The organism is Variovorax sp. 10L426, from assembly GCF_056395305.1.
This window is the reverse complement of the sequence record NZ_JBFTJF010000003.1, coordinates 179,118-196,630: the sequence shown is the minus strand read 5'-3', so window position 1 is coordinate 196,630 and position 17,513 is coordinate 179,118. Positions and strand designations below refer to the sequence as shown.

General features: G+C 63.9%; 13 protein-coding genes and 1 tRNA gene. 5 read left to right on the top strand and 9 right to left on the bottom strand.

Features of this window, described 5'->3' with window-relative positions:
* Positions 1-53 precede the first annotated feature (53 nt).
* The 7 genes from AC1DHL_RS05550 to cysS all read right to left on the bottom strand — a co-directional run bounded on the left by AC1DHL_RS05550 (position 54) and on the right by cysS (position 7,220).
* Complete coding sequence (locus AC1DHL_RS05550; RefSeq protein WP_478161216.1) at positions 54-1,391, bottom strand: MFS transporter; 1,338 nt, start codon at positions 1,389-1,391, stop codon at positions 54-56.
* Positions 1,392-1,699: 308 nt separating this feature from the next.
* Positions 1,700-1,792, bottom strand: a tRNA-Ser gene (locus AC1DHL_RS05545).
* A 22-nt stretch (positions 1,793-1,814) separates the two neighbouring features.
* Entirely contained in the window at positions 1,815-3,083 is a 1,269-nt protein-coding gene (locus AC1DHL_RS05540; protein WP_478161214.1) for an aspartate kinase, read from the bottom strand.
* A gap of 106 nt (positions 3,084-3,189) precedes the next feature.
* Entirely contained in the window at positions 3,190-4,140 is a 951-nt protein-coding gene (gene tilS / locus AC1DHL_RS05535) for a tRNA lysidine(34) synthetase TilS (protein ID WP_478161212.1), read from the bottom strand.
* A 38-nt stretch (positions 4,141-4,178) separates the two neighbouring features.
* On the bottom strand, positions 4,179-5,159 hold the full coding sequence (locus tag AC1DHL_RS05530) for an acetyl-CoA carboxylase carboxyltransferase subunit alpha (protein WP_478101670.1): 981 nt from the start codon (positions 5,157-5,159) through the stop codon (positions 4,179-4,181).
* A gap of 16 nt (positions 5,160-5,175) precedes the next feature.
* Positions 5,176-5,826 carry a DNA-3-methyladenine glycosylase family protein gene (locus AC1DHL_RS05525; RefSeq protein ID WP_478101750.1) on the bottom strand — a complete coding sequence of 217 codons (651 nt, stop codon included), beginning with the start codon at positions 5,824-5,826 and terminating at the stop codon, positions 5,176-5,178.
* Between the two features lie 14 nt (positions 5,827-5,840).
* Positions 5,841-7,220, bottom strand: a complete 1,380-nt coding sequence (cysS, locus tag AC1DHL_RS05520) for a cysteine--tRNA ligase (RefSeq protein ID WP_478161210.1) — start codon at positions 7,218-7,220, stop codon at positions 5,841-5,843.
* Between the two features lie 194 nt (positions 7,221-7,414).
* Here cysS and AC1DHL_RS05515 point away from each other — a divergent pair, with 194 nt between their 5' ends.
* From AC1DHL_RS05515 to AC1DHL_RS05495, 5 genes are read left to right on the top strand one after another with little or no spacing between them, the layout of a single operon-like run.
* Positions 7,415-7,996, top strand: coding sequence for a tetratricopeptide repeat protein (locus tag AC1DHL_RS05515; protein ID WP_478161208.1), 582 nt, complete (start codon positions 7,415-7,417; stop codon positions 7,994-7,996).
* A 49-nt stretch (positions 7,997-8,045) separates the two neighbouring features.
* Positions 8,046-8,624: a peptidylprolyl isomerase gene (locus tag AC1DHL_RS05510; protein WP_478161206.1), complete on the top strand. Its 579-nt coding sequence runs from the start codon at positions 8,046-8,048 to the stop codon at positions 8,622-8,624.
* 14 nt (positions 8,625-8,638) lie between these two features.
* Complete coding sequence (locus tag AC1DHL_RS05505) at positions 8,639-9,148, top strand: peptidylprolyl isomerase (protein ID WP_478101662.1); 510 nt, start codon at positions 8,639-8,641, stop codon at positions 9,146-9,148.
* Positions 9,149-9,156: 8 nt separating this feature from the next.
* Entirely contained in the window at positions 9,157-9,918 is a 762-nt protein-coding gene (locus AC1DHL_RS05500) for a UDP-2,3-diacylglucosamine diphosphatase (RefSeq protein ID WP_478161204.1), read from the top strand.
* Complete coding sequence (locus AC1DHL_RS05495) at positions 9,918-10,712, top strand: M90 family metallopeptidase (RefSeq protein ID WP_478161202.1); 795 nt, start codon at positions 9,918-9,920, stop codon at positions 10,710-10,712. The genes AC1DHL_RS05500 and AC1DHL_RS05495 overlap by 1 nt, the downstream gene beginning before the upstream one ends.
* 33 nt (positions 10,713-10,745) lie before the next feature.
* Here the strand turns inward: AC1DHL_RS05495 and AC1DHL_RS05490 are convergent, their stop codons facing one another.
* Entirely contained in the window at positions 10,746-13,559 is a 2,814-nt protein-coding gene (locus tag AC1DHL_RS05490) for a DUF349 domain-containing protein (RefSeq protein ID WP_478161200.1), read from the bottom strand.
* A gap of 89 nt (positions 13,560-13,648) precedes the next feature.
* Complete coding sequence (locus tag AC1DHL_RS05485) at positions 13,649-17,461, bottom strand: DUF748 domain-containing protein (protein ID WP_478161198.1); 3,813 nt, start codon at positions 17,459-17,461, stop codon at positions 13,649-13,651.
* Between the last annotated feature and the right edge of the window lie 52 nt (positions 17,462-17,513).

Here is a 17,513-nt window from a genome sequence, read left to right as displayed (position 1 = left end):
GTGTGTCTCCTTGTGGGTGCTGTGGGGGAGCTAGAGAAGGTTTTCGATGCGCCTTAGTGCGCGGCAATCACATCGCCTGCGGGGCCAGGGGTCGCACTGCGTCGCAATGCCAGCACCGAGACCATCGCGGCCAGCAAGGGCAGCGCATACGCGTAATAGAGTTGCGGCGGCTGCCAGCCACCGTCGAGTAGCGCCCCGGCGGTGAGCGGCGCAAGGATTGCCCCGATGCGCCCGACTCCGATCGCCCAACCCATGCCAGTGGTGCGAACCGCTGCCGGGTAGATCGCCGGAGCGAATGCGTAGAGGCCGGCCATCGAACCGAAGATGAACATGCCGATCAGGAAGGCAACGGCAAACGACGCGGTCAGATGGCCCGTGACGGCACCGAAGATCGCCATCACAAGTGCCGTGATCGCCAGATTCGCGACAGTCAGACGACCCAGGTCAAGCTTGGATGCCAGCAGGCCGAACACACTGCCGCCGATGATGCCGCCAATGTTCAGGAGCACACCACCCGTGATGCCCTCGCGGGCCGAGAGACCTGCGGAGACGAGAAGCTTGGGAGTCCAACTGAGCGCAAAGTAGAAGCTGAACATCAGCAGGAAGAACGCGATCCAGAGCAGAACCGTCGATCGGCCCAGGCCGCCGGCAAACAATCCTGCAATCGAACTGGACGAGCGTTGCGCTTCGACCTCCAGCGGCGGCAATTCGGCCAGTTCCGGGCGCTGCATCTTGCGCATCAGGACGTTGAGCTTGCGCAGCGCACCGGCCGGACGCTTCGACGCGAGGAAATCCACCGATTCAGGCAGCCGCCACATCACGAGCGGAATCATGACCGCGGTGGCCAATGCGCCAAAGACAAACACCGAGCGCCAGCCATGGACCTCCAACAGGACGGCTGCGATGCTTCCACCGATGGTTGCTCCGATCGGATAGCCAGTCGCCTGCAACGCGACGGCCGTGCTGCGCCATTTGTTCGAGGCGTACTCAGCCGTGATGACACCAACACTGGCAAGCATTCCGCCGATGCCGATGCCCGTGAATGCGCGTGTGGCCGCCATCTGGAAGGCATCTTGCGCCATCGCGGACAGCCCCATGCCGAGCGCGATCACGGTGAGGCACAGCAGGATGATCGATTGGCGCCCAAATCGATCGGCCAGAGGTGCCAGGAACAGCGAACCGGCAGCCATGCCAAGCAAACCTGCACTGAACAGCATGCCAAGTTGTGCTCCGGTGAGCTTCCATTCAGCCGAAATGCTGGCGGCGGTAAATGCCATCACGAGCACGTCGAAGCCGTCAAGCATGACCAGCGTGACGCAGATTGCAATCGCACTCCATTGGAAACGGCTCATGGGTCCTTCGTCGAAGGTGCGTCGCAAGGTGGGGGTCATCAAGGTCTCCGGATTGATGGAATCTGCCGCGTCTTGGGTGCGCTGTTTTTGAAGGCAGTCGGGTTGCTGTCGTGATTGATTCAGTGTGCTGAATCATCGGCAATAAGTGTACTGAATGTCCTCGACATTCCGATACCTAGTGATAACCCTAAGATTGGGTCAGCGAACGAAAGTACGCGGATCACCGAAAGCCAAAGGCGTTGGAATGCGACAGCTTTCGGCTAAGTGTCGACACGTGCAAGTCCAAACGCAAAAAAGCCCCGACGCTTCGACAGCGCGGGGCTTTTGGGATCGTCTAAGACGATGTCTGGCGGAACCGGAGGGATTCGAACCCTCGATGAGGCTCTACACCCCATACTCCCTTAGCAGGGGAGCACCTTCGGCCACTCGGTCACAGTTCCTGAGCCGATGATTATGCCAGCTTCAGGACCCCGGTTGATCCAAATCGAAAGCTTTATGCAGCGCGCGCACAGCGAGCTCCATGTATTTTTCGTCGATCACGACTGAGGTCTTGATTTCGCTGGTGGAGATCATCTGAATGTTGATGCCCTCTTCGCTCAACACGCGGAACATCTTGCTCGCAACGCCGACGTGGCTGCGCATGCCGATACCGACGATGCTAACCTTGCAGATCTTGGTGTCGCCCACGATGTCGGCCGCGCCCAGCGTCGGCAGAACCTTCGCCTTGAGCAAATCGACCGCCTTGGCGTAGTCATTGCGATGAACCGTGAAGCTGAAGTCAGTACGCCCGTCCTTGCTCAGGTTCTGGATGATCACGTCGACTTCGATGTTCGCGTCGGCGATGGCACCAAGGATGTGATACGCGATACCCGGCTTGTCGGGCACGCCGAGCACGGAAATTTTGGCTTCGTCGCGATTGAACGCAATGCCGGATACGACGGCTTGTTCCATTTTTTCGTCTTCCTCGAAAGTGATCAGCGTGCCGGATTTGGCTTCTTCGTTGATGTCGATATCCCAGGGCGTGAAGCTCGAAAGCACGCGCAGCGGGACCTTGTATTTGCCGGCGAATTCGACCGAACGAATCTGCAGCACCTTGGAGCCCAGGCTCGCCATTTCGAGCATTTCCTCGAAGCTGACGGTCACCAGCCGGCGCGCATCGGGCTCGACGCGCGGATCGGTGGTGTAGACGCCGTCGACGTCGGTGTAGATGAGGCACTCATTGGCCTTCAACGCCGCGGCGATGGCGACTGCCGAGGTGTCGCTGCCGCCGCGTCCCAGCGTGGTGATGTTTCCGGCATCGTCGACGCCCTGGAAGCCGGTGATGACCACCACCTTGCCGGCGTCGAGGTCGGCGCGCACGCGCTCGTCGTCGATGCTTTCGATGCGGGCCTTGGTGAAAGCGCTATCGGTCTTGACCTGGACCTGCCAGCCCGCGTAGCTGACGGCCTGGAGACCTTCTGCCTGCAGCGCAATGGCCAGCAGCGCCGACGATGCCTGCTCTCCCGTAGATGCGAGCATGTCGAGTTCGCGGTTGTAGTCGTCGCCGGGCTTGCCTGTGACGAGTTCCTTGGCGAGGCCAAGCAGCCGATTGGTTTCGCCGCTCATGGCACTCGGGACCACGATCATCTGGTGGCCGGCGCGCGCCCATTTGGCGACTCGCTTGGCGACGTTCTTGATGCGCTCGGTGGAGCCCATCGACGTGCCGCCGTATTTGTGAACGATCAATGCCATGGGTGAAGTCAAAGAGAAGAGTTCGGATGCCGCAAATGGCGGCCACACCGGTCAACACCGGCGTTCATGCACCCTCGGCAGCCAGATTCAGCGCAAAGGCTGCGAGCTACGGCAAGGGCGAAGCATTGTACCAACGCAGCGTGTCGCCTTCGCGCTCGACCCGGCCAGCCGCGATCTTGAGTTGGATGCGGTGCCCACGCGTGCTGCACGCGGCGATCTGATCGAGCAGTTGTTCCAATTGCGCTTCGCTGGGCACAGCGCCGTGGTCGCGCTTCAACCAGTGGCGCAAGGCGTTGGCGAGGCGATCTCGCGGGAGCGCACGTAGTACAGCCAATGATGGCGGCGACCCGGCCTCGAGAAGATCCCTCGCGGCAACTTCCGAAAGCAGCACTGACGCTCTCGCCGCATTGCGCGCCGAGCGGGCGAAGGTCTCTCGGTATTGCGGCAGCGCGGCAGCGAGCGCCGGCAGTACCTGTCGGCGAATCCGGTTGCGTGTATATCGCAGGTCGGCGTTGCTCGGATCGTCGATGTATGGAATTGCACCGCCAACGATCCACTCGCGCAACGCGTCTGCGTGCACGCCAAGCAGCGGCCGATGAAACTCGATGCCATGCCGCTGCATGCGGGACGGCATCCCAGCCAAACCGTCCACTCCGGCGCCGCGGCTGAGCGCGATCAGCAGTGTCTCGACCTGATCATCCGCGTGCTGCGCAAGGGCGACATGCCGCAGATCGTGTGTGAGTGCCACCGCGGCCAGCGTCGCATAGCGCGCACGTCGCGCCGCGTCCTCTGGACTCTCCCCGGGTGCATGCCGGGCATCGACGCGCCCTACGTGCAGGGGAACGCCAAGTGCCGCGCAAGTCGCAGTGCAATGCGCCTCGAAATCGTCCGCAGCGCGCTGGATCCCATGATGGACATGAATCGCGTGCACCTGGCCCGGCCAGCGGCTTGCCGCGGCGTGAAGCAGTGCCGTCGAGTCCGCCCCGCCGCTGTAGGCCACTGCGAACGGCAATGGCGTCGCCCATGAAGCCAGTGCATGGTCGGCAGGATTTTCCATCGGGGCGCCGCGCGGCAGGCTTCAGCCTGCACTGCGCCTTACTTGCCGCTGTCGGCCTTGGTGTCGGCGAAACGACCGTAGCTCTGCAAGCGCTCGTAGCGGCGATTGAGCAATTCCTTGACCGTCAGATCGCTGACCTGGCGGAAGGCGTCGTTCAACGCGCGCTTGAGGAACGCCGCCATTTGCCGGTGGTCACGGTGCGAACCGCCGACCGGCTCGTTGACGATCTTGTCGACCAGTCCCAGCGCCTTGAGCCGGTGCGCGGTAATGCCCAGGGCATCGGCGGCTTCCTGCGCCCTGTCACTGGTCTTCCAGAGGATGGACGCACAGCCTTCGGGACTGATCACCGAATAGACCGAATACTGCAGCATCAACACCTGGTCGCCGACCGAGATCGCCAGCGCGCCGCCCGAGCCGCCCTCGCCGATGATGGTCACGATGATGGGCACTTCGAGCTGCGCCATCTCGAAAATATTGCGGCCAATGGCTTCAGACTGGCCGCGCTCTTCGGCGTCGATGCCCGGATAGGCACCCGGCGTGTCGACGAAGGTGAAGACCGGGAGCTTGAATTTTTCGGCCGTCTTCATGAGCCGCAGTGCCTTGCGATAGCCTTCCGGCTTGCTCATGCCAAAGTTGCGCGCAGTGCGTTCCTTCGTGTCACGGCCCTTCTGATGGCCGAGCACCATGCACGGTGTGCCATTGAATCGGGCCAAGCCACCGACGATCGACAGGTCGTCGGAAAAATGACGGTCGCCGTGCAGTTCGACGAAGTCCGTGAAGATCTCGTTGATGTAGTCGAGCGTGTAAGGACGCTCGGGGTGCCGGGCGATCTTGGTGATCTGCCACGGTGTCAGATCGCTGTAGATGTCCTTGGTGAGCTGAAGGCTCTTCTTGCCCAGCTGATCGATTTCTTCCGAGATGTCGACTGCCGACTCTGTTTGCACATAGCGCAGTTCTTCGATCTTGCTTTCGAGCTCAGCGACGGGCTGCTCGAAGTCGAGAAAGGTTCGTTTCGCCAACGTCTTCTCCTGTTATTCAGTATGCGACCGGTAGCGGGTCGAGCGATCGCCAAATATACCAAGTCGCCACGCTGCAGTAAGGGGCCCAGGCAACAGCCACTTCGCGCGCATCGCTGCGGCTGACGGGGTCGCCCGAGAAGTAGTTCTGGCTGATGCCGTTGATCAGGCCGAGGTCATCCAGCGGCAGCACATTGGGCCGCATCAAATGGAAGATCAGGAACATTTCGGCGGTCCAGCGGCCGATGCCGCGGATCGCGACCAATTCCGCAATGATCATCTCGTCGGACATGTCCTTCCACGCATCAACGTGGACGGCGCCCGAATCGAAATGCAGCGCAAGGTCGACGAGATATTCCACCTTGCGAGCCGAAAGTCCGGCCGCACGCATGTCGTCGACCTTGAGCTTGAGCACGCTGGCGGGCGTCAACTTGCGGGGCAGTTTGGCGAAGCGGTCCCAGACCGACTGGGCCGCCTTCACCGAGATCTGTTGTCCGACAATGCTTCGCGCCAGCGTCGTGAAGGCGTCGCCTCGCGATTCCAGGCAGGCATCGCCGAAGCGCGGAATCAGCCGCTTCATGACGCGGTCTTTCTTGGCGAGGTGCTTGCAGGCCTCTTCCCAGTAGTCGGGGGTGAATACCTGGATCTCGGGCGTCTTCGCAGGGGGCATCGTTCTTGTCGCGTTCACTGGGCCGACGTCCATGTCGTGCCGGTCGGCGAGTCCTTCAGGACGATGCCTTGCGCGAGCAATTCGTTGCGGATACGGTCGGCTTCGGCGAAATTCTTCGCTGCCTTGGCTTCGGCACGCTGCTGAATCAGGGCCTGGATGGAGGCCTCGTCAAGCGCAGTACCCGCCTGCAGGAATGCCTGTGGGTCCGCCTGAAGAATGCCCAGGCAGCCGCCCAGCGCCTTCAGCAGCCCTGCCAGTTCGGCCGATTGGGTACGGTTGACCTCGCCAGCCAAGTCGAAAAGCACTGCAACCGCCTCGGGCGTACCGAAATCCTCGTCCATCGCCGCCTTGAAGCGGGCGGCGTACGCATTGCTCCAGTCGATGCTCGCGAGCGGCGCAGGCGTCACCGGTAGCAGTGCGTTGTACAACCGCTTGAGCGACGCGCGCGCATCGCTCAGGTGAACATCGCTGTAGTTGAGCGGGCTGCGATAGTGCGCACGAACCACGAAGAACCGGATCGTCTCGGCGTCGAACTTCTTCAGCACATCGCGAATGAGGAAGAAATTGCCCAGGCTCTTGGACATCTTCTCGTCGTCGATGTTGATGAACCCGTTGTGCATCCATGTCCGGGCCAACGGCTTGCCGCTTGCGCCTTCGCTTTGCGCGATCTCGTTTTCATGATGCGGGAACTGGAGATCCGCGCCGCCGCCGTGGATGTCGAGCGTTTCGCCGAGCAACTGGCAGGCCATCGCCGAGCACTCGATGTGCCAGCCCGGTCGCCCGGGACCGAACGCACTGGGCCATTTCACCTCGTCGGGCTCGGTCGCTTTGGCGCCCTTCCACAGCACCGGGTCGAGCGGATCGTCCTTGCCGTCAAGCACTGCGACCCGTTCGCCGGCGTGCAACTCATCGAGGGACTTGCCGCTCAACTTGCCGTAGCCCGGGAACTTGCGCACCGCATAGTTCACGTCGCCGTTGGCCGCGCGGTAAGCCAGCCCCTTCTGCTCGAGCGTGCTGATCATCGACAGCATCTGCGGGATGTACTCCGTCGCACGCGGTTCATGCGTCGGTCGCTCGATGCCGAGCGCGTCCGCGTCCTCGTGCAGGGCATCGATCATCCGGTCGGTGAGCGCGCGGATGCTCTCGCCGTTCTCCACCGCGCGGCGGATGATCTTGTCGTCGATGTCGGTGATGTTGCGAACGTAGTCCACCGCCAGACCGGAGACCCTGAGCCATCGCTGCACCACGTCGAACGCGATCATCGAACGCGCGTGACCCAGGTGGCAATAGTCGTAGACGGTCATTCCGCACACGTACATGCTCACCTTGCCTGGTTGCAGAGGAGAAAATTCCTCCAATTCACGCGAGAGCGTGTTGTAGATGCGAAGACTCATGAGGCTCGAAAAGCGTCGGTTCGCGCTCGTTCGAAACGGGCGAAGGACAGCGGGTTTTTCAGGGGTGTATGTGCTGCTGGGACGAGGGGTTGGACGTGGCCCCTCGGCTACAATCCCTCGCAGTATAAACGGCCACCGACGGATATTTTCCGCGTGTTTACGAGGCCTGTGTCCCCTCCATTACTCGAGGCTTCATGCAGAGCGCCGCCAACTTGCCTTCATCACTCTTCCGTATTTTCCCTGCCCTCCTGCTCGCGATGACCCTGGGCGTGGCGTATGCCGACGACTACGGCGACGTCAATGCGCTTCTCCGCCAAGGCAAATCCGACGAGGCATTGGCAAAGGCCGATACCTACATCGCCGGCAAGCCTCGCGATCCGCAGATGCGCTTCCTACGTGGCGTGATCCTCACCGAGCAAGGCAAGCAGACCGAGGCGACAGCCGCCTTTACGCAGCTCACCCAGGATTTTCCGGAACTGCCCGAGCCCTACAACAACCTGGCCGCCCTGTATGCGGCGCAAAGCCAATTCGACAAGGCGCGCGCGGCGCTCGAAATGGCGACCAAGCTCAACCCGGACTACGCGACCGCACACGAGAACCTCGGCGACGTGTATGTCCGCCTCGCGGCGCAATCCTATGGCCGCGCCAAACAGCTCGAACCCGGCAACACTACCGTGCCTCCCAAGCTCGTACTGATCCGCCAGATGTTCAGCGCGCCGAACACCGGCGACCTTCCGGCGGCGCCCGCGGACGGCCGCAAGCCCGTTCGCCGGTAAGCCACCTGTCCACCGCGCCTCGGCGCAACATTCGGAAAGCGACTCTCCCGTGACCTTTCAAGCCATCTCGCGCCGCGCGGCGCTGATCGCGGCCGCCACGCTGGCCATCGCCGGGACCGCCTGGGCGCAGAACGCCCCGCGCGTCAAGCTCAGCACCTCGGCCGGTGACATCGTCGTCGAGCTGTACCCAGACAAGGCGCCCAAGACCGTCGAGAATTTCCTCCAGTACGTCAAGGACAAGCAATATGACGGCACGGTATTTCACCGCGTCATCGACGGCTTCATGATCCAGGGCGGCGGCTTCACGCCCGACCTGAAGCAGAAGCCGACGCGCGCGCCCATCGCGCTCGAAGCGAAGAACGGCCTCAAGAACGACAAGTACACCATCGCGATGGCGCGCACGTCCGACCCGAACTCGGCCACCGCGCAGTTCTTCATCAACGTGAAGGACAACGCCAACCTCAATGCGCCCAACCCCGACGGTTACGGCTACGCGGTGTTCGGCAAGGTCATCTCCGGCACCGAGGTCGTCGACAAAATCCGTACCGCACGCACGGGCAACAAGGGCGGGATGCAGGACGTCCCCCTCGAAACCATCACCATCCAGTCCGCCACCGTGGCGAAGTAATCAAAGGAGCCCTCATGAGCAATCCCCAAGTCGAACTGCACATCAAGGACAAGGGCGTGATCACGCTCGAACTCGACCAGGACAAGGCGCCCAAGACCGTCGAGAACTTCCTCGCCTATGTGACCAAGGGCCACTACGACAACACCGTGTTTCACCGGGTGATCCCGGGCTTCATGGTCCAGGGTGGCGGTTTCGAGCCAGGCATGTCGCAGAAGCCGACCGGCGCCGAAATCCAGAACGAAGCCAACAACGGCCTCAAGAACGACAATTACACGGTGGCAATGGCACGCACCAACGCGCCTCACTCGGCCACCGCACAGTTCTTCATCAATGTGGCCGACAACGGCTTCCTGAACCACACCGCGCCGTCGGCTCAAGGCTGGGGTTACGCCGTGTTCGGCAAGGTCGTCGAGGGCAAGGACGTCGTCGACAAGATCAAGGCCGTCAAGACGGGCCGCAAAGGCTTCCATGACGACGTGCCGCTCGAGGACGTCGTGATCGAAAAGGCCGTCGTCAAGGCCTGACGTTGCCCATGGAGGCGTTTGCCGAGATCGTGGCGCCGCCAAACTGGCGCACGGTCGATCTCATCTCCGACCTCCATCTGCAGGCCGCGGATCAGGCCACTTTTGATGCATGGCGGGGTTATCTCGAAACCTCGCCCGCCGATGCGATCTTCATCCTCGGCGACCTCTTCGAGGTATGGATCGGCGACGACGCAGCCACCCTTCCCGGCTTCGAGGCGCAATGCGCCGACGTGCTCCGCGCCGCGACGGCGCGGCGGCCTGTCTTCTTCATGCATGGGAATCGGGACTTCCTGCTCGGCCCGGCCTTCGCGGCGCAAAGCGGCATGACGCTCATCGACGATCCAACCTTGCTCGTGCTCCACGACAAGCGCTGGCTCTTGAGTCACGGCGATCTACTGTGCCTGGAAGACACCGAATACCTGCGTTTCCGGGCACAGGTGCGGACACCGGCGTGGAAAGACGCCGTGCTCGCCCGTCCGATCGAGGAACGTCGTGCACTCGCGCGATCGGTCCGCGCGCAGAGTGAAGACCGCAAGCACAGCCCCGACATGGTCTGGGCCGACGTCGACCCGGACGCCGCTCGCGACTGGTTGCGACAGGCTGGGGCGACAACCCTGGTGCACGGCCACACACACAAACCTGCCGTTCACCCGCTGGGCGAGGGTCTCCAACGGATCGTCCTGAGCGACTGGGACGTCACCGCCCATCCTCCGCGCGCTCAATTGCTGTGCATCTCCAGCGCCGGCGCGCAACGCGTCGATCTCCGCTGATGTTCGGATGGCTGCGCAGTTTGCGCGCGGCACCCCCCATACCCGAGGCCGCGTGGCAGGCGACGTTGGCGCGCTACCGTTTTCTTGCTGAACGCCCCGCTGCCGATGTGGGACGCCTTCGCAAACTGGCGGCCGAGTTTCTGCGAGACAAGCGCTTCCATGGCGCGCATGGTTTCGTCATTTCCGACGAGGTCGCGCTGGCGATCGCCGCGCAGGCAGTTCTCCCAGTGCTGCATCTCAAGGGCGGACTCAACTGGTACGACGATTTCATTGGCGTCGTCGTGCACCCGTCCGAAGTCGTTGCCCAACGCAAGACTGTCGACGCGACCGGCGTGGTCCACGAATACGAAGAGGTCGTGGCCGGAGAGGCCATGGACCGGGGGCCGGTCATGCTGAGTTGGCAGGACGTGCTCGCCAGCGGCGCCACGCAGGCCGAGGGCTACAACGTCGTGATCCACGAATTCGCCCACAAGATCGATATGCGAGGCGGCTCGGTCGATGGTTGCCCGCCTTTGCCTCCTGGCTTCCGCGGTACTGGGAACGGACGCGAAGCGCGCGCCGCCTGGCTGGCGGTGCTTCAGCCGGCATTCGACGTGTTTCGAGAGAAAACCATCGTTGCCGAGCGCTTCGGCGGCGAGCCCCCTTGGCTCGATTCCTACGCTGCCCAATCGATGGGCGAATTCTTCGCTGTCGCTTGCGAAGCCTATTTCGTGAATCGCAGCCAGTTGCGGGGAGACTTTCCCGAACTTGTCGCCTTGTTCGACGACTTCTTTACGACGCCGAACAAGGTCTGATCACCGGCCGGCCCGAAGACCGACCGGCATGTCTCACTTGCGAAGCAGCGCCTTGAGCGCGTTCTGCAGCCGGCGTGCAGATGCCGGGTCGTGCGGAGCTGCCAGCACCTTGCCGGCGTCCTGGCCCCAGGTTTGCGCCGGTGCCGGGTCGCCGCGTCGTGTCAGCAGCTTGAGTTGCAATGCACGACGGGCTTCCAGTTGCTCGGCCGGCGTGGGGACTTCGGCGGCCATTTCGAGGCGCAGCAGTGCTTCGGCTGCATCGGCGGCTTGAGCCGACGGCGACGCTCCCACCGCTTGCGACCAACTCGTCCGCACGGCTGGCGTGACGGCGCGACCCAATTCCTGCGCGCTCGGCAATTGCGACGCATCGCGTTTTTCCCATGCGCCAAGGACCTGCGTAAGTGCCTCACCATGCGCTTGTGCTGCGAGCTTGCGCAAGGCGAACTCAGCCCGCTCGAGCGCATCACGTTGCGCACGGAAAGCGGCGTCACCCAAGCGAGGGCCACGGTCTTCGAATCGCGGCGGGCGGTCGCCGAAGCGTCCGCCTGCGGGTGCGCCGCGCTCGCTGCCACGCGGAGGACGGTCGTTGGGGCCAAAACGCCCGCCTGGGCCGCCGGGCGCGCCACGGCTGTCGCGGCGATCGCCAAACCTTCCACCGCGCGCGGCTGGCGTGGCTTCGGCCTTCTTGTTGCCAGGGCGGTCGTCGCCCCGTACAGCAACCACGGGCTTGGGTGCCGGCTTCGGCGCCGCCGCTGGCGGCGCGGCCTCAGAATCGGAGCGTGCAGACGGATCTGCACCGTCCGCAGGCGCCACCAGATCGACAGCGGTCGCTTCGGCGGCCGGCGCGTCCGTGGACAGGGCGTCAGCATCTTCCGGCGCGGGCTCCTGCGCGGCGCTCTCGCTGAACTCAGCCGCAGCCTGGCCTGGTGCCACCACTTCGGTAGCGCCCACGGCGGGACCATCGGCCGCAGGTGCCGGAGCCGGTGCCACCTTGGGTGCCTCGCCGCGAATAGCCGCTTCCAGTTGGGCGACCGCAGCACGAATCTTCTGCGCGTCGCCGGTTGCGTTCGCAGCTTCCAGCGCCTTCGACGCGTTCAGCACGTTGCGATCGTGCTCGCTCATCGCTGCGGAGGCCTTTTCGCGCTCCGCGGTCTTGCGGTTGAAGGCCTCATCGATCGGCGCGCGGAACGCATCCCACAGCTTCTGCTCGTGGCGGCGATCGAGGGGCACGGATTGCGCTTCGGCCTGCCAGCGTTGCTGGAGCGCCTTCACGGCGTCGATGCGCAACATTGGCGCAGCGCCGAGTTCGGTAGCCTCGGCGATCATGGCCTGCCGGCGCTCGACGCTGGCCTTCTGCTGCTCCTCGAACGGCGTCCGCGCAGCGCCGAAGGCCTCGCTCCACTGCGCCTGCAACTCGGCGAACACCTTTTCACCGACGTGCCCTGCATCGCGCCAGCGATCGGCGAACTGATGAAGCGCGCGATTCACCGCCTTCAGGTCGGAAGTCTGCGCGTGTTCCGCGGCCCATGCCTTCACTTCCTCGATGAGGGCCACGCGCTGGGCACGATGCTCGGCCGCGTCGGCGCGAACCTTTTCGAGCCACGCCTCGACAACCTTGTGGGCTTCATTGCATGCCTCGTCGAAGCGCTTCCACAGCGCGTGATTGGGCACACCGCCCTGGTCGGACTGCTTCCACTGCTCGCGCAATGCGCGCAGGGTCTCCTGCATCTTGCGGCCACCCAAGGCCTGGCCTTCGGGACGCTTCAGCAGGCCTTCGGCCTTGGCGACGAGTTCTTCGCGGACCTTGTCCGCGCTCCAGCGCTGCCAGCCTTCGAGTTCACCGGCGGCCACGAGGGCCGCGTGAACGCGGGCTTCGAGCGGTGCGTCGACCAACCTGCCGTGTTCCTTGAGGACCGCGCGCAACGCAGCCGCCGCACCGGCGCTGGCCTTGCCATGCCCCTCGGCGGTTTCCTGCTCCAGTTTGGCGAGGGCAGCCTGCACGGCTTCGTGCGCGGCGGCTCGCTTTTCCGGGTCAACCTTCGGCCCGGCGGGCTTCTGCGGCGAAGGTGCTGCCGTCTCAGGCGCGCCGCCACGGGCAATGCGCAGCTCGTCGGCCCACACAGGAACGGGCGGCAGCGGTGCCGCGGGATCAGCCGCGGCGGCCTGGGCCTGCGCCAACGCTGCATGGAATGCATCGGACACCACCAGCAACTGCGCCTTGGAAGACTCGAGTTGCGGCGCAAACCTGGCGTCGAGGCTGCTCCAGTTGCCATCTGCTGCAATTTCGGCGGCCTGTTGTTGCCAGTGTGCGACATCCGCGCGCAGGGCTTCTTCCGCCGCCTGGGCATCGCTCCAGCTCTTGGTCGAAAGCACTTCGAAGCGCTGAGCCAGCAGGACCGCCGCCTCGCGATGGACCTGTGCACGGTGCTGCAGGTCCTCGATGCCCTTCACGCGCTCGGCCAATCGCGCCTTGAAGCCTGCCAGCGGTTCGCGCGACAGAGGGGCACCAGCCTTGGCTGCGTCGCGCTGCCACGCAAGCGCGTCGGCGATATTGAGCTTGGGCTGCGCCAGCAGCGCTTCCGCCCTGTGCGTCCACTCGACCGCGATCGCTTCCTGGCCCTTGGCGCGCTTGAGTTCATCGAGCTTTTCGCGCAGCAATCGCGCGGCGCCCTTGTCGCGGCCGCTCAGTTCCTTGAACACGTCCTGCATGTGCTCGGGCGACGGATTGCCAGCGAGCCATTCGCGGATGCGCTGGGCACGCTCGCCCGAGGTGGGCGCGGTGAATGCGCCGCCGGTCAGCGTGTCGAGGGACTGAAGGTCGTGAGGCTTGGAAGAAGTTGAAGTCACTGCGCGAATATCGTTATCTGTAGAAAAAGYGAAGGCGCCGGCAATTGCCGGCGCACCGCTCCATTTTCACCGAGTTGCTGCCGACCGGTTCAACGGGTCGCCAGTTTCAGCTCGGCATCGGGTTTCCAATTGTCGCCCTCGGCCTTGGTTCGCACCGCGCCGAGGAAAAGGCGCTCGCTCGGCACCTTCTGAGCCAGCAGGTAATCACGCACGACAGCGCCGCGATCCACGGCCAATTGCCGCATCGACTCTTCATCGACGGGAATATTGGCCGCCAGCAGTTTTTCCATCTCTTCGGTCGGCAAATCCTTGGCCAATCCGACCATGTTCCGGGGCTTGGTGATCTCCGAACGTTTGTAGGCCGCGGCCAGCAGCGCAGGGTATTCCCCGTCGGTGAGAGGCTCGACGTCGGCAGCGTCCTTGCCAGCCCGGACGGCGGCGCGGCGCTTCTCCGCCTGGGCCAGCTGGCGCACGCGTTGCCGCTGATAGGCCTCGCGCTCATGCTCAAGGCTCGCCGTCCCGACGACTGTCAGCTGCAGGGCCGGCCGGTCGACGATGGCTTTCGCCACCTTGTCGAGGCTTTCCTTGGCTTCGGCCGACAGTTCGGAACTGCCCAGCGCGAAAACGACGGAGCTGGATTCGCCGCCCCCTCCTCCGCCGGTCAGCAAGGCGAAGGGTGCTGTGGCGGCCTTGGCGATCAGGTTGACGATCGCCTTGAAGATCAGCGGTCCGATGCTGAACTCCGGATCGTTGATCGACCCCCTCAGCGGCAAATCGACGTCAATCACACCGTTGCGATCCGCAAGAAGCGCCACGGCCAAGCGAACCGGCAGGCTGGCGGGGGCGCCCTCGACTTGTTCGCCGAACTGCAGTTGGTTGAGGATCAGCCGATTGGACGCCGTCAACGCCCCGTCGGGCGCGATCTTGTAGTTCACGTCCATGCTGAGCTTGCCGCGCTCGATGCCGTGTCCCGCAAAGCGGATCGAATACGGCGACAGCGGCGGCAGGTCGAGCTCGCGCATCTTGGCGGTGATGTCGAGTTCGAGCGGTTTGACGAGCGGATTGAGCTTGCCGGTGATCTCCAGCGACGCCGTTTGCTGGGCCTTTCCTCGCAATTCGAGGTCCGCCAACGCAGGCCTGTCTCCCTGGGGCTTCGAGGAGAAAGCGCTCAGGCGGCCGGTCAGCTCCGTCAAATCGGCCGAATAGTTCGGCTTGATGAACAAATCGGAGAAGTCGATCTTGCCGTTGACCAGCGCGATCGGCCCGAAATTGATGATCGGGGCCATGGGGTTGGCCGGCTCGGCGGGCTGTGCGGCCGCCACGGGCGCCGGCGGCGGGGTCGCCGGCGCGCCACCGACCATCAGCTCCGCCGGTGGTGGCGCCTCGCCATTCGACCGGCGGGCCTTCTTGGCGGTCGTCGTCGTGTTCGTGCCGCGCCAGCTACGTCGCGTGGTGACTTCTGCCGGCGGAGCACCTGCAGCGGCGGCGCCCGGTGCCGGCTGCCCGGGCTTCTTGACCAGATCAAGCAGATTGAGGTGGCCAGTCGGGTCAATGATGATGCGGGCGAAGAAATCGCTGAGCGTGGTCTCTCGCACGTCGAGCGTCACCGGCGAGCCGGGAACCATGTTCACTTGCACGCCGCGCAATCCCAAGGTCTTCCAGCTCAACAATTGATTGTTGCTCGACGCGCCGGGAGCCTGCGTAAGGACGACACTGTTGGCGCGGAAGTCGTCCACAGCCGTGTCCCCTGCCAGGCGGACGTTCATGCCAGTGGGCGTGGCGGCATATTTGACGGTGCCACGGTAGCTTGCGAATGCGCGGCGGATATCAATGTTCAGGGCGTCCGCGTAGTAGGCCTTGAAAGCGTGCGCAGGAAGGGAGGCGACCAGCAGGCGGCCCTCGGCGGCGATCGGCTTCAACGCCACGTTGCCTTCGTATTCAAAGCGCCCCGGCTCGGCGCGACCCGCAGCGATTTTCCCGGACAGCTTGAGCGGCGAGACCGTCGCGGTGTTGGGCGTGATCTTCTGCGCGTCGACCTTCAGCGCAGTGATCTCGAAGGCCACCGGCGTTGCACTGGCGTTGTCGGCATAGGACAGCGCGCCATTGTCCACCCCCACCTTTCCGATGGAAAGCGCCCATGGCTTGGTGTTCGCCGTCGGCGACGGCGCCTCGCCCGCGTCTGGATCCTTGGGCGCCGCCACCTTTGCATCCACAGTGTCGCCACGGCTGCCACCGGCCGGTGTCTTCAGCCAGCGTTCGTACATCCAACGCTTCTCGTTGTCGCGCTCGACCCGCACTTTCGGGCTGGACGCCGTGAAGGATCCGATCGCCAGCGTGTGCTCCGTCATGTCGACTTCGGCATCCTGAAGCTCAAACCGGCCAACGCTGGCCAGCGCCGTCTTTTCCTGCGTGAGCGCGAGTCCCTCGGCCACGACGCTGTGCGCCTTGAACTTGAGGTCGGGCTTGGTCCATGCGATCTCGATCTGGCCGCTCAGCTTGCCGTCCAGCGTCGGTTCAAGGCTTTGCGCAAGGTACGGCGCCGCGAGCGACAGCGGCAAGGCATCGACCTCGGTCCGGACTTGGGCGACCTTGTCGGTCGCCTCACCGCCGAACTTGACCGCCGCCCCGCCAACAGAAGTCGATCCGTTGAAGGTCGCGGGTTTTTCCATCGGCCAGGTCACCGCGTTCACTTCGACGGCGAGATTCTTCACGTCGATCGATGCGGCCGGCTGCGTCGTCTCGTCGCGCCAGCCGATCGCGCCTTCCGTGAGCGCGACTTTGTCGACCTGGATGTGCCATTCCGGCGGTTCGGCGGCCTTGGCGCCCCCTTCCCCATCCTGCGGCGGGGCTGGCACAGCAACCACTTTCTCCTTGGCGCCAGTCGTCGGATTGATCGCCAGCAGGTTGATCTGGCCTGCCGAATCGCGCGCCACGGCGAGCTCCGGCCCGGCCAGGGCCACTTCGCTCAGGTGGACGACGCGATCCAACGGCCTGACATCGGCCAGCGCAATCTTCAGCGAATCGAAGCCGAGAAGATCCTTGCCCTTGGCGTCCGCGACCTTGATGCCGTTCGCCGCGATCGTGCCGGTGACCTTGAGACCCGCCGTCGCCGCCTGCTCGAAATCGACTTTCAGGTCGGCGTCGAGCTTGCCGGCCTGCAGCGCGACCGGGAGTCCGCCCGGCATGTAGGCCATGTAGGGCACGAGGTCCAGCCCCTGGAAGCTCAGTTGCGCGTCGGTCTTGTGACTCTCCGCAAAAGGTGTCGACGATGCGGACGAATCGAACTTGCTGCCGTTCAGGACGAAAGCCAGCTTGGGCTCGGTCTTGACCTCACGCTGAGAGGCCAGATTGCTCAGGAACGGCACATTGAGCACGAGGTCGCGCAGTTCGTGCTTGCGCTTGACGGTCTGGTCGTCGAAATCGACCGACCCGCCCGAGATCGCGATGTTGTAGATGGCAAAGTGGGGTGGCTCCCTCTTGGGCGTATCGGGAGCAGCGGCCAGTTTTTTCAGGATGTCGTCGATGTCGTACTTGCCGTCGGCAAGGTGCGTCAGCAGGATGGCCGGCGAATCGATCGCCACAGCGTCCACCACCGGTGCGAGCCGCAGGATCGACTGCAGTTCGCCATCCATGTAGATACGCTTGATAGCCACCTGTGAACGGGCACCGTCGGCCGTGGCGATCTGCAAGTCATTGACCGTCAGTTCGAGCGTCCACGGCTTGAAGTCGATCTTGCCGACCGTGACCTGGCGGCCGAGTTTCTCGCTCGCGATCTTCTGGATCTGACTCTTGGCAATCGGCGGCACCGCCAACCAGGCAATAGCCCAGACGGCCAGGAGGACGAGCAACGCCACGATCCCACGCCGCACCCATTTGTTCTGTTTCAGCGAAGCTGCATTCATCGACCGGGAGTGTGCCCCAAACGCACTTGCCCTTCGACTGCCCAAAAACAAG

What these genes read in the sequence shown, in the direction of transcription:
- AC1DHL_RS05515 (WP_478161208.1), top strand. Translation starts at nt 7,415, where the DNA reads ATGCAGAGCGCCGCCAACTTGCCTTCATCACTCTTCCGTATTTTCCCT.
- AC1DHL_RS05540 (WP_478161214.1), bottom strand. Translation starts at nt 3,083, where the DNA reads ATGGCATTGATCGTTCACAAATACGGCGGCACGTCGATGGGCTCCACC.
- AC1DHL_RS05485 (WP_478161198.1), bottom strand. Translation starts at nt 17,461, where the DNA reads ATGAATGCAGCTTCGCTGAAACAGAACAAATGGGTGCGGCGTGGGATC.
- AC1DHL_RS05500 (WP_478161204.1), top strand. Translation starts at nt 9,157, where the DNA reads ATGGAGGCGTTTGCCGAGATCGTGGCGCCGCCAAACTGGCGCACGGTC.
- AC1DHL_RS05550 (WP_478161216.1), bottom strand. Translation starts at nt 1,391, where the DNA reads ATGACCCCCACCTTGCGACGCACCTTCGACGAAGGACCCATGAGCCGT.
- AC1DHL_RS05495 (WP_478161202.1), top strand. Translation starts at nt 9,918, where the DNA reads ATGTTCGGATGGCTGCGCAGTTTGCGCGCGGCACCCCCCATACCCGAG.
- AC1DHL_RS05505 (WP_478101662.1), top strand. Translation starts at nt 8,639, where the DNA reads ATGAGCAATCCCCAAGTCGAACTGCACATCAAGGACAAGGGCGTGATC.
- AC1DHL_RS05525 (WP_478101750.1), bottom strand. Translation starts at nt 5,826, where the DNA reads ATGCCCCCTGCGAAGACGCCCGAGATCCAGGTATTCACCCCCGACTAC.
- cysS (WP_478161210.1), bottom strand. Translation starts at nt 7,220, where the DNA reads ATGAGTCTTCGCATCTACAACACGCTCTCGCGTGAATTGGAGGAATTT.
- tilS (WP_478161212.1), bottom strand. Translation starts at nt 4,140, where the DNA reads ATGGAAAATCCTGCCGACCATGCACTGGCTTCATGGGCGACGCCATTG.